The 10,991-nt window shown below is 71.2% G+C and carries 10 protein-coding genes; 6 read left to right on the top strand and 4 right to left on the bottom strand.

Translation table 11 applies throughout. The annotated features are described in order from the left end of the window. Positions 1 to 114: 114 nt before the first annotated feature. Both ABT009_RS01730 and ABT009_RS01725 read left to right on the top strand, forming a co-directional pair. The gene (locus ABT009_RS01730) at positions 115 to 1,047 is read left to right on the top strand and encodes a bifunctional helix-turn-helix transcriptional regulator/GNAT family N-acetyltransferase (RefSeq protein ID WP_351288345.1); all 933 of its coding nucleotides are present in this window, start codon (positions 115 to 117) and stop codon (positions 1,045 to 1,047) included. A 106-nt stretch (positions 1,048 to 1,153) separates the two neighbouring features. Further along, positions 1,154 to 1,954 (top strand): sugar phosphate isomerase/epimerase family protein, encoded by an 801-nt coding sequence (locus tag ABT009_RS01725; protein WP_351288342.1) that lies wholly within the window; start codon positions 1,154 to 1,156, stop codon positions 1,952 to 1,954. 47 nt (positions 1,955 to 2,001) lie between these two features. Here the strand turns inward: ABT009_RS01725 and ABT009_RS01720 are convergent, their stop codons facing one another. Further along, positions 2,002 to 3,306: a hypothetical protein gene (locus tag ABT009_RS01720; protein ID WP_502989793.1), complete on the bottom strand. Its 1,305-nt coding sequence runs from the start codon at positions 3,304 to 3,306 to the stop codon at positions 2,002 to 2,004. Between the two features lie 86 nt (positions 3,307 to 3,392). Here ABT009_RS01720 and ABT009_RS01715 point away from each other — a divergent pair, with 86 nt between their 5' ends. Further along, positions 3,393 to 3,914, top strand: coding sequence for a MarR family winged helix-turn-helix transcriptional regulator (locus tag ABT009_RS01715; protein ID WP_351288340.1), 522 nt, complete (start codon positions 3,393 to 3,395; stop codon positions 3,912 to 3,914). Between the two features lie 25 nt (positions 3,915 to 3,939). On the opposite strand, the gene ABT009_RS01710 is transcribed toward ABT009_RS01715, so the two are convergent. Then, the gene (locus tag ABT009_RS01710) at positions 3,940 to 4,863 is read right to left on the bottom strand and encodes an EamA family transporter (protein ID WP_351288337.1); all 924 of its coding nucleotides are present in this window, start codon (positions 4,861 to 4,863) and stop codon (positions 3,940 to 3,942) included. A 129-nt stretch (positions 4,864 to 4,992) separates the two neighbouring features. Here ABT009_RS01710 and ABT009_RS01705 point away from each other — a divergent pair, with 129 nt between their 5' ends. From ABT009_RS01705 to ABT009_RS01695, 3 genes are all read left to right on the top strand, one after another. Next, entirely contained in the window at positions 4,993 to 5,910 is a 918-nt protein-coding gene (locus tag ABT009_RS01705; RefSeq protein ID WP_351288334.1) for a LysR family transcriptional regulator, read from the top strand. Positions 5,911 to 6,307: 397 nt separating this feature from the next. Beyond that, on the top strand, positions 6,308 to 8,140 hold the full coding sequence (locus tag ABT009_RS01700; protein WP_351288331.1) for a glycoside hydrolase family 3 protein: 1,833 nt from the start codon (positions 6,308 to 6,310) through the stop codon (positions 8,138 to 8,140). Positions 8,141 to 8,271: 131 nt separating this feature from the next. Further along, positions 8,272 to 8,904: a hypothetical protein gene (locus ABT009_RS01695; protein ID WP_351288328.1), complete on the top strand. Its 633-nt coding sequence runs from the start codon at positions 8,272 to 8,274 to the stop codon at positions 8,902 to 8,904. A gap of 90 nt (positions 8,905 to 8,994) precedes the next feature. On the opposite strand, the gene ABT009_RS01690 is transcribed toward ABT009_RS01695, so the two are convergent. Then, a complete protein-coding gene (locus ABT009_RS01690) occupies positions 8,995 to 10,407 on the bottom strand; it encodes a S28 family serine protease (RefSeq protein ID WP_351288325.1) in 1,413 nt (470 codons plus the stop codon). A gap of 114 nt (positions 10,408 to 10,521) precedes the next feature. Beyond that, on the bottom strand, positions 10,522 to 10,929 hold the full coding sequence (locus tag ABT009_RS01685; RefSeq protein WP_351288322.1) for a hypothetical protein: 408 nt from the start codon (positions 10,927 to 10,929) through the stop codon (positions 10,522 to 10,524). Positions 10,930 to 10,991 lie beyond the last annotated feature (62 nt).

The raw sequence follows: 10,991 nt of genomic DNA, 5'->3' as shown, positions 1-10,991 counted from the left end.
GCCACTGCACGGGGCGCCGTAATCTCTGACTCAGTCAACTGTTCTCTGTCCGGGGCCGGGCCGTCCGGGGACGACGGCGGACCGGCCATCGGTGCCTAGCAGGGCAGGTGTCCCATGACCGTGCACGACATCCGCTCGTTCAACCGCTTCTACACGAACCTCATCGGCGCGCTGGACTACGGCCGCCACCTGTACGCGCCGTACACACTGACCGAGTCGCGCGTGCTGTACGAGCTCGCGCACTCCCCGCGTACCGACGCCGCCGATCTGCGGGCCGAGCTCTCGCTCGATGCGGGGTACCTCAGCCGGATCCTCGCCAAGTTCGAGAAGGAGGGGCTGATCGAGCGGGCGGCGTCAGAGCGGGACACGCGGCGCCGGCAGGTCACGCTGACCGCACGCGGGCGTGAGACCGCCGCCCTGCTCGACGAGCGTTCGAGCCAGGCCGTGGCCTCGCTCCTTGGCGCCGTGCCGGCCGGCGAGCGGCCGAGGCTCGCCGAAGCGATGCACACCGTCCGCGAGCTGCTGTCCAGCGGCCGCCCGCCGCGGCCCGAGGACGTCGTGCTGCGCGAGCCCCGTCCGGGCGATCTGGGGTGGATGGTGCAGCGCAACGCCGCCCTGTACGCCGCCGAGTACGGCTGGAACACGGACCACGAGGGCCTGGTGGCCCGTATCGTCGCCGACTTCGCCGAGGACCACAACCCGCATCTGGAGCGGGTGTGGATCGCCGAGCTCGACGGGCGTCCGGTGGGCTGTGTGATGTGCGTACGCGACGCGGCACCCGCGACCTCGCGACTGCGGCTGCTGCTCGTCGAGCCGGACGCGCGCGGCCTCGGCATCGGCGACCGGCTGGTGCGCGCGTGCATCGACTTCGCGCGGGGCGTGGGCTACCGGGACCTGGTGCTGTGGACGAACGACGTGCTGACCGCGGCCCGCAGGATCTACCAGCGGCACTGCTTCGTTCTGGTAGCGGAGAAGCCCCACCGTTCGTTCGGGGCCGATCTTGTCGGACAGGACTGGCGCCTTGCTCTGCACGAGGACGCCGGGTGACGGGTAGGGTCCGGAGCGCGCCCGCCGACCCCGGGCGCGCCCACGGACCCCGGCCGGCATGCCCGCCGTCGCGCACGCCCGGCCCGCCCCAGTGAGGTGAACAGCGGTGAAACTGGCCTTCTCCACCCTCGGCGTGCCGGGGCTCCCCATCGCCGACGTGGTACGGCTCGCGGCCGAGAACGGCTATCACGGCGTGGAACTGCGCGCCCACGAGGAGGAGCCGGTGCACCCGGGCATCGGCCTCACCGAGCGGGCCGATGTCGCGGCCGAGTTCAAGGCGGCCGGCGTCCAGATCCTGGGAATCGCGGGGTACGCGCGCGTGGCGGCCCCCGGCGAGGACGAGCCGGTGCTCGCGGAGATCCGCCGGCTGCTGGAACTCGCCCGGGACCTCGGCGCGCCCTTCATCCGCGTCTTCCCCGGCGGCGGCACCAAGCAGAGCGCCGAGGAGGCCGACGCGACGGCCGCCCGCCGGCTGGGCACAGCCGTGGAGTACGCCGGCGACCTGGGCGTACGCATCCTCCTGGAGACCCACGACTCGCACCGTACGGGCGCCGCCGCCACGCGCATCCTGGGCCAGGTGGGCCACCGCCGCCTTGGCGCCCTGTGGGACGTGATGCACACCTGGCTCGGCGGTGAGCAGCCCTCCGAGACGTACGCCGCGCTGTCGCCGTATCTCGGCTACGTCCAGGTCAAGGACATCGCGTCCGCCGAGGACAAGACACCGCTGGCGCTCGGTGCGGGAGTCCTGCCGCTCACCGAGTGCGTGGAGCTCCTCAGCCGGAACGGCTGGGACGGCTGGCTGTGCTGGGAGTACGAGAAGCGCTGGTACGAGGCCGCGGCGCCGCTGCCCGGCCTGCTGGGGCCGGGCCGGGCACACCTCGCGCGGCTGCTCAACGAGTCGGCGTGACCGGCTCGTAGGGCACCCGCGGGCCCGGTTCACAGGACACCCCGGGCCTAGGCGGGCGTGTTCTCCTCGAGTTCCTCCTCCAGCTTCCGATCACCGTGGTTCGGATCACCGTGGTTCGGATCACCGTGGTAGTAGGCGTGGCTCCAGCCGGTCGCGGCGGCGGCCTGCGGAGAGAGGCGCTGCACGCCGGACGGGTGTGCAGCCCGCTGCGCGGCGGGCACGGCCTGGGCCGGGGCGGTCGAGGGCGTAGGTGCGGCGGACGACACCGGGCCGTCCACACGCGCGAGTTCGGCCGCAGCAGGCTGGGGAGTCGCCGCGGCGGACCGCTTGCCCCGCCGTTCGAAGGCATAGGCTGCGATGAGGAGCACCGCGCCGGCGACGACCCAGAGCGCCAGCCGCAGCACGTACCCTCCGACGTCGAGGCCGTCGAAGTACACGGCGTTCCGTGCCGCCTCGAGGAATCCGGCGCCGTTCCAGAAGGCGTGCAGAGCGCCGAAGAACCCCGGCTGGAGCGCCGGTTCGAAGATTCCGCCGCACGACGTGAAGTTCAGCGCTACGAACATGATCGTCATGCTGAGGGTCGTCCAGCGCTTGAAGAACGTGTGCAGGCCGGTGCCGACCCAGATGATGCCCAGCGAGTAGAGCCAGGACAGGGCCCAGACCGCGGCGAGGTCGTGGTCGACGAAGTCGAAGACGGGGCCCGCGAAGAGCAGCCCGAAGACGCTCACCACGAACGAGGTCCCGAGTCCGATGAGCGCCCGGATCCAGGTCGCCAGCACCGCGCCCGCGCCGCCGATGACAGCCACCGACGCGTAGGAGCCGATGCTGACGGCGACGAGCAGGAAGAACAGCGCCTGACCGGTCGGGTCGTTCTCGCCCAGCGGCACGACGTCGGTGACCTCGAGGGGCCGGTGCTCTTCCGCGGCGACCTGCGTGAACACCTTCTGCACCACGTTGGCCGTGGTCTCGGAACCCGCCTTGGCGATCAGCAGTTCCGGGTGCTTGGCGCTGGGGACGAAGGCCCCGGACACGTCGCGGTCCTGCAGCCGGGAGACCGCGGCGTCGCGTGAGGCGACCGTGCGGATGTCGAGCGCGTCACCGGCCTCGTCCTGCAGCGTCTGGGCCATGACCTGGACCTTCGTCCCCGATCCGACGATGTCCACGCGCACCCCGTGCGGCTGCGGGTTGGACAGGCCCCCGAGGTACGCCAGGCCCATGCCGACGCACATCAGGAGCGGGACCAGGAGGTGGCTGAAGACGTGGCGTATCGCGCCTGGCGGTACTCCCCGCTTCGAGGGCGCGGGGTCTTCATGGGCGGCTGAGGCCTGGCTGGCATGGCCGGAAGCTGACATCGTGGCGCGATCCTCCCCAGAGCTAGGTGGGTAATACAACTAAATTCTGTTGTATCATACAACTAGATGCTTTCGAGAGAGGTGCCATGACGGACGTGAGCGCGGAGAAGAGCGAGGAGACCCTCGACCGGGAGACCGCCAGTCAGGCAGTCGACCGGGAGACCGCCAGTCAGGCGATCGCGCGAGAGGTGATCGCCCTCACCCGGCGGGCTCGCGCCGCAGCCGCCCGGCTGCACCCGGAACTCTCCCTTGTCACGCACACGATCCTGACGCACGTACACGATCAGCAGGGCTGCAACGCGACCGATCTCGCGACGCACTACATGCTCGACAAGTCCACGGTCAGCCGACAGGTCTCGGCCCTGCTGAAGATGGGCCTGCTCGAACGCCGGCCCGATCCCCGTGACCATCGCGCGCAGATCCTCGAGGTGACCGAGGCCGGGTACAGCGCCCTGGCGGCGGCAGCGCACAGCCGCCAGGCGATGTTCGACGACCGCCTCGGCGACTGGGACACGAGTGACCTGGTGCGCTTCGCCGCCTACCTGGAGCGGTACAACCGAACACTCCCGGGTGGCGGCAGGGCGGCAGCCGGCGAGGCCGCCGCCTAGCCGGTCGCCGCCACCATGGGTACCGCTACTCGGCCAAGGCCGGCGACTTCCGCGGGACCTCCACCGGAACCTCCGCCTTCGCCGCGCGCACCCGCCCAGCGCCCGAGAGCGACGTCAGCGCCACTCCACCCACCAGCAGCGCCGCCGCGCACCACCGCAGCGGGCTCACCGGCTCGCCCAGGAACAGCGCCGCCGACGACATCCCGAAGACGGGGACGAGGAGCGAGAAGGGCGCGACCGTGGACGCGGGGTGGCGGTGCAGCAGCCAGCCCCAGGCGCCGAAGCCGAAGACCGTGGTGATCCAGGCGACGTAGACGATGACACCCGCGCCCTGCCAGTCGAGGGAGCGCAGCGCGGCGAGGTCCGCGGACGGACCCTCGGTGAGCAGGGACAGCAGGAGCAGCGGCAGGACCGGGACAGTGCTGACCCAGACCATGAAGTTGAGGGAGTCCGGCGGGGACGCCTTGCGGGTCAGGACGTTGGAGACGCCCCAGCAGGCGGCGGCCGCGATTACCAGCGCGAAGGCGAGGAGCGGCCCGGATGTGCCCTCGTCCACCACGGCGACCGCGACGCCGCCGAGGGCCACCACCATGCCCGCCACACGGACGCGGCCGGGCCGCTCGCCCAGCGCCACCATGGCGAACAGCGCCGTGAACACGGCCTGGATCTGCAGCACGAGCGAGGACAGACCGGCGGGCATGCCCGCGTCCATGCCGACGAAGAGCAGCCCGAACTTCGCCACACCGAGGGCGAGACCGACCGCCACGATCCACTTCCAGGCGACCTTGGGCCGCCCCACGAAGAAGACCGCGGGCAGCGCCGCCACCAGGAAGCGCAGGGCCGAGAAGAGCAGCGGCGGGAAGTGGTCGAGGCCGATCTCGATGACGGTGAAGTTCACGCCCCAGACTGCGGCGACGAGGACGGCGAGGCAGATGTGTACGGGACGCATGCAGTGAGCATCGTCGGCCACCATCGTGAAGCACCAGCGCGAGTTCCTTCATGGTTGGATGAAGCATTGCTTACGTGAGTGGAGCATCGCTCAGGCGCGTGCCGACCTGAGCCGACGCGAGGGGTCCCCATGCTCGATCTCCAGCGGCTGCGCGCCCTGCACGCCGTATCCGTCCACGGCACGGTCGGCGCTGCCGCGGCCGCCCTCGGCTACACCCCGTCCGCGGTGTCGCAGCAGATAGCGAAGCTGGAGCGGGAGACTCGGACGGTTCTCCTCGAACGGCACGGGCGCGGGGTCCGGCTCACCGACGAGGCACGCCAGCTCGCCGACACTGCACAGCAGTTGATGGCGATCGTCGAGCGGGCCGAGACCGAGCTGGAGGAGCGGCGCGGACTGCCCGCCGGGCGGCTGACCGTGGCCGCGTTCGCCTCGGCGGCACGCGGCCTGCTCCCCCGCGTACTGGCCGATCTGGCCGTGCGTCATCCGGCGCTGGACGCCCGGCTGTCCGAGGTCGACCCGCATCTCTCCGTCGACCTGGTGGCCAAGGGCGCCGTGGACGTGGCCGTCGCGCACGACTGGGACATCGCGCCGCTGCCCGCCCCGCCCGGCGTCGAACAGGCCGTCATCGGCGAGGACCTGTGCGACCTGCTCGTACCGGCCGGACATCCGCTCGCGGGGCGGACGTCCGTACGCCGTGAGGACCTCAAGCGGGAGCGGTGGGTGTGCCAGCCGCCGGGGCGGGTCTGCCACGACTGGCTGGTGCGCACGCTGCGCGAGGCCGGTTGCGAGCCGGACATCGCGCACCAGGCGGACGAGAACCCGACGCTGGTCGCGCTCGTCGCGGCCGGGCTCGGCATCGCGCTGCTGCCCCGCCTTGGGCGCGGTCCGCTGCCCGACGGTGTCGTCGAGGTGCGACTCGATCCCATGCCCGTACGGCGGTTGTACGCGCTGTGGCGGACCGGGGCGGCGCGGCGGCCCGCGATCGCGGAGGCGGTCCGGACCCTGCAGGCCCACTGGCCGGACGTCTCGGCACACGCGCCCCTGTGAGCGCCGGCGCATCAACTTCGCGGAATCTCCGCGATACGCGGAACCTGTGCCCATGCGGCCGCGTCCAAGCGGCATGCTGACGGATGAGTCTCCGCAGGGCGGTGTCGGCCTCGCTGCTGGCTGCGATCGCTGACCACCCTCTCCACCGCCTGCGGCCGGCAGCACGCCGTCACCGGCGCGCCCCCCTCCAACTGCGCCGGTGACGGCCCCTCATCCCGCGTCTGCCTGCCCCTTGTTGACCGGCCCTGACCCCGTGCGTTCCTGCCACGGCCCTCGCGCGCACCCTTGACTGGAAGAAATTGTCAGGATATCCGTGGCGTCGCGGAAGTTTCCTTCATCGCCTCTCTTCACCACGCCCCTCCATGGATCCCCGGGATCTCCTCCGGAAGGAGCGCACGTGCAGTACAGACACTCCGGAACCTCCAGACGCACTCTCCTCGCGGCCACCGCGGGCGCGGCCGCCGCCGTGGCCGCGGGCGCCGGCACAGCGCACGCAGACGCCGCCGCCGACGCGGACAGCGGCCAGGACGACAGGCTCAGGGCGCTCATATCCCGTATGAGCCTCGAGGAGAAGGTCGGCCAGCTCTTCGTGATGCGGGTGTACGGCCACTCCGCGACCGAACCCGACCAGGCCGACATCGACGCCAACCTCAAGGAGATCGGGGTCAGGACGGCCGCCGAGCTCATCGCCGAATACCGCGTGGGCGGCATCATCTACTTCGCCTGGGCCCACAACACCCGCGATCCGCACCAGATAGCGGATCTGTCCAACGGCATCCAGCAGGCGGGGCTGTCCCAGCCGAACGGGCTGCCTCTGCTCATCTCCACCGACCAGGAGCACGGCATCGTCGCGCGCGTGGGCAAGCCCGCGACGCTGTTCCCCGGCGCGATGGCGCTCGGCGCGGGCGGTTCGCGGTCCGACGCACGCCGGGCCGCGCAGATCGCCGGAGCCGAGCTGCACGCGATGGGGATCCGGCAGAACTACGCGCCGGTCGCCGACGTGAACGTCAACCCGGCCAACCCCGTCATCGGCGTACGCTCCTTCGGCGCCGACCCCGATGCCGTGGCCGGACTGGTCGCCTCGCAGGTCAAGGGCTATCAGAGCGCGGACATCGCCGCGACGTCCAAGCACTTCCCGGGGCACGGCGACACGGCGACCGACAGCCACTACGGCTTCCCGGTCATCGAGCACACCACGGAGCAGTGGGGCCGGCTGGACGCACCGCCGTTCCGGGCGGCGATCGCGGCGGGCATCGACTCGATCATGACCGCGCACATCATGGTCCCGGCGCTCGACCCGTCCGGCGACCCGGCCACGCTCTCGCACCCCATCCTCACGGGCATTCTGCGCGAACAGCTCGGCTACGACGGTGTCGTGGTGACGGACTCGCTCGGCATGGCGGGCGTACGCCAGAAGTACGGCGACGACCGCGTCCCCGTCCTCGCGCTCAAGGCGGGCGTAGACCAGCTGCTGAACCCGCCGAGCCTCGACATCGCCTGGAACGCGGTGTTGAACGCCGTGAAGAGCGGGGAGCTGACGGAGGCCCGCCTCGACGAGTCGATCCTGCGCATCCTGCGGCTGAAGGCGAAGCTGGGGCTCTTCAAGGACCCGTACGTCTCCCATGAGGGCGTCGACCGGACGGTCGGCACCGACGCGCATCTCGCGGCGGCGGACCGGATCGCCGAGGAGACGACGACCCTGCTCGTCAACGAGCAGGGCCTGCTGCCGCTGTCGCGCCTCACCCACAGGAACGTGCTGGTCGTGGGCGCGGATCCGGCCTCCCCGTCCGGCACGACCGGCCCGCCGACGACCGTGCTCGCGGGCGCGCTCACCGAGTCGGGCTTCTCCGCCACCGCCCTGTCCACCGGTACGGCACCCTCGCAGGCGAAGATCGACGAGGCGGTGGCGGCGGCCCGGGGCAAGGACGCGGTGGTCGTCGGCACGTACAACGTCACGGCCGGCAGCTCGCAGCGCACCCTCGTCAACGCGCTGGTCGCGACCGGCGTGCCGGTCGTCGCGGTGGCGATCCGCAACCCGTACGACGTGGCGCAGCTGCCCGGCGTCGGCGCGTGTCTCGCCGCATACTCCTGGACGGACGTCGAACTGCGCGCCGCGGTACGGGTGATCGCGGGTCGCGCACAACCGGAGGGCAGGCTGCCGGTTCCGGTGCAGCGGGCCGACGACCCGGCGCAGGTGCTGTATCCGATCGGCTACGGGTTGACGTACTAGCTGCGCAGTCCGGCGTACGCGGCGTACGCCGGACACCCCGCGCGCCACCCCCAAGAGACGCAAATCCCCTGTACATCTGGCGTGTGCCCGTTCCGGCAGGTCACGCTTGGTGCATCTATGGGGGGTTGGGGATGCACAACGCGCGGACCGCGGGGGTGGTGTGCGCGCTGCTGGTCGCTGCAGCGGCGCTCACGGGATGTCAGAAGTCCCCGTCTTCGGGGGCGGGTTCGGAGGACGGCAGGCTCGGCGGGGAACCGTCGCCGACCCGTCCTTCGGGGTACGGCGCGGTGTTCCTCGCCCTCGACGAGTGCAGCTCGCGGGGGCGCGAGACGTTCACCGAGGTGTCGTGCACCAGCGAGAAGGCGGCGGCGCGGGTCGTCGCGCGCCACGACGGCAGCGTGCCGGACGGGCCGTCCTGTCCTGAGCGTACGGACTTCGTGCTGCACATCAGCGAGAACAGTCCGGCCCTGGACGAGGACGGCGACGGGGCGGTGCCGCAGGGGTACGCGTGCATGCGCAACCTCGAGGCGCCGCACCCCGGGGATCCCGGGGGCGGCGGGGGGCCGCGCACCATCGTCGGGGACTGCGTGTACTCCGCCGGGCGCGGGGAGGTCCGCGAGACGTCGTGCGACGGCAAGGGCGAGGAGGCCCCCGAGTACCGGGTGACGAAGGCGGTCCCGTCCCGCCCCAAGTGCCCGTCCTCGACGGCCCTCTACGTCGACCTGGGCGGCACGACACCGGTGGGCTGCGCGAAACGCGTCTGACGCCGCCGCCTCTGCGGGCGGCGCGCCGCCCGTCTGTGGGCGGCGCGCCGCAGGGCGGAACGCCTGCCCACAGCGGGGGCGGCCGGCGGCCTACGGCCGCAGTGCCGGCTCCCGACGGAGCTGCTGCCGGTCCAGCTTCGCGTCGTACGCGGCCAGCGGCTTCGCCTCAGCCGTAGCCGCAGCCGGGACGCCGCCCCACGCAAGGATCCGCGACGTCGCAAGGTCGCGTTCGGACTCGGCCAGACCGGCGACCCGCGCACCGTGGTTCGCACCGGGCGCCGTGAAGACATAAGAGTCCCGTGCCCCCTTCCCGAGCCGGAAGGGCTCCGCACCCCACGGGTCGTTCTCCCCGTACACGTACAGCATCCGCTGCGCGTTGTGCCGCACCCAGCTGTCCACGTCCCGCATCACCCACGGCTGGAACGTCATCGGGATGGACCGCGGCACGAAGTTCCGCGGCGGCTGGTAGCCGTACCGGGAGAGGTCGCCCAGCCAGGGCTGCTGGATGGTCGGCGCGCCGAGCTGGGTGCCCGCCTGGTAGTAGTACGGCGTGTAGGGCTCGAGCCCCTGGTCGGTGTAGAAGGACCAGCCGGAGATGGCGTCGACGTAGTCGAAGAGCTCCTGGTCGGTCGTGGTGGACGCGTCGGGCACTTCGGCGCACTCGTCCTCGAGGTGGTACTGCCAGAAGCCCCACACCAGGTCGAGTACGACGGCCTCGTACGCCTTGTCGAGGGAGCCGACGGTCGTGAACGTGTAGCCCTTGTCCTCGGCGTACGCGGCGTACTTCTCCTCCAGCGGCTCACGCCGTACCAGCGCCTCGCGCTGCACCGCGTTCAGCCTGTCGCGGCACTCCTCGGTGCCGACCTGCTCGAAGAACTCGTCGTACGCCGAGTCCTCCTTGTTGACGACGTCGTTGGGCGCGACGTACGCGACGACGCCGTCCATGTCGTGCGGATAGAACCGCTCGTAGTACGTGGCGGTCATGCCGCCCTTCGAGCCGCCCGTGGCCAGCCAGTTCTTGCCGTAGATGGGCTTCAGCGCCTGGAAGATGCGGTGCTGGTCGCTCGCAGCCTGCCAGATGTCGAGCGTGGACCAGTCTGCCGGGTCGGGCCGGGACGGCGTGAAGAAGCGGTACTCCATCGACACCTGGTTGCCGTCGACGATGCGCGTCGGCTCGGAACGACTGGGCGTGGTGGAGACGTTGTAGCCCGAGGTGGAGAAGACGGTCGGGCGGCTGGTGTCCTTGTGCAGCACCGTGATGCGCTGCTCGAAGGTGCCCTTGGACGGGTGCCGGTGGTCGATCGGCTGGGTGTAGTCGAGGACGAAGTAGCGGTAGCCGGCGTAGGGCTTCTCCTCTATGAGGCTCATGCCGGGAACGGCCAGAAGCCGGTCCTTGATGTCGGTGTCGGCGGCCGCCGGTTCTGCGGCGGTGGCCGCACCGGCCGTGCTCAGGGTGCCGATCAGCACCACGAGCGACAGCAGCCATCTGACTGCCTTGCGCATGCACCCTCCCCTGACGGAACACAGATGTGCGCCGGAACCTAGCGGAGCAACTGGCGTCACACCAGGGGAAGTTGGGTTTGGCGAGGAACGAGGGTGAACGAAGAGGGATTACCCTCAGCAGAGGATCCAGCCCGAGCTCACCGAGCCCGAGCCCACTGCTCCCTTGATCCATACGCAGCGGTGGCCCGCGTGCACTGTGATCGGGCCCGCGTGATGGGTGTAGCGCCCTCTGTCCCGCACCGGACGGCTGCCGCGCGCCTGCACGCTGACGGACATCTGCTTGCGCGTGCCGGAGCGCTCGGCCATCGTCACCGCGCAGATGTAGCCGCGGCTCTTGTAGACGCGCACATCACCGGTGGAGAACGGGAGAGTACGGACCTTGCGGCCGGGACAGAGGGAGGAGGCGGCTTGGGCGGTGCCGCTGGCCGGGCCCGCGAGGAGCAGCAGTGCCGCCGCGGTCAGTACGGCCGTACCGAGCATGCTGCGGCGCCGGAATCCCCGGCGTATCGCACCACTGTCCACTGCAGCCCCTCTCGTCACACCAGCATCACCGTACTGGTGAACGGGACGCGCCGTGCCGGGCC

Origin of the sequence: Streptomyces sp. NPDC002896, assembly GCF_040295225.1 — a bacterium.
In the GTDB taxonomy this organism is placed as follows: Bacteria; Actinomycetota; Actinomycetes; order Streptomycetales; family Streptomycetaceae; genus Streptomyces.
This window is presented reverse-complemented; position numbering and strand designations above follow the sequence as displayed.

What these genes read in the sequence shown, in the direction of transcription:
- ABT009_RS01730 (WP_351288345.1), top strand. Translation starts at nt 115, where the DNA reads ATGACCGTGCACGACATCCGCTCGTTCAACCGCTTCTACACGAACCTC.
- ABT009_RS01720 (WP_502989793.1), bottom strand. Translation starts at nt 3,306, where the DNA reads ATGTCAGCTTCCGGCCATGCCAGCCAGGCCTCAGCCGCCCATGAAGAC.
- ABT009_RS01715 (WP_351288340.1), top strand. Translation starts at nt 3,393, where the DNA reads ATGACGGACGTGAGCGCGGAGAAGAGCGAGGAGACCCTCGACCGGGAG.
- ABT009_RS01710 (WP_351288337.1), bottom strand. Translation starts at nt 4,863, where the DNA reads ATGCGTCCCGTACACATCTGCCTCGCCGTCCTCGTCGCCGCAGTCTGG.
- ABT009_RS01705 (WP_351288334.1), top strand. Translation starts at nt 4,993, where the DNA reads ATGCTCGATCTCCAGCGGCTGCGCGCCCTGCACGCCGTATCCGTCCAC.
- ABT009_RS01695 (WP_351288328.1), top strand. Translation starts at nt 8,272, where the DNA reads ATGCACAACGCGCGGACCGCGGGGGTGGTGTGCGCGCTGCTGGTCGCT.
- ABT009_RS01690 (WP_351288325.1), bottom strand. Translation starts at nt 10,407, where the DNA reads ATGCGCAAGGCAGTCAGATGGCTGCTGTCGCTCGTGGTGCTGATCGGC.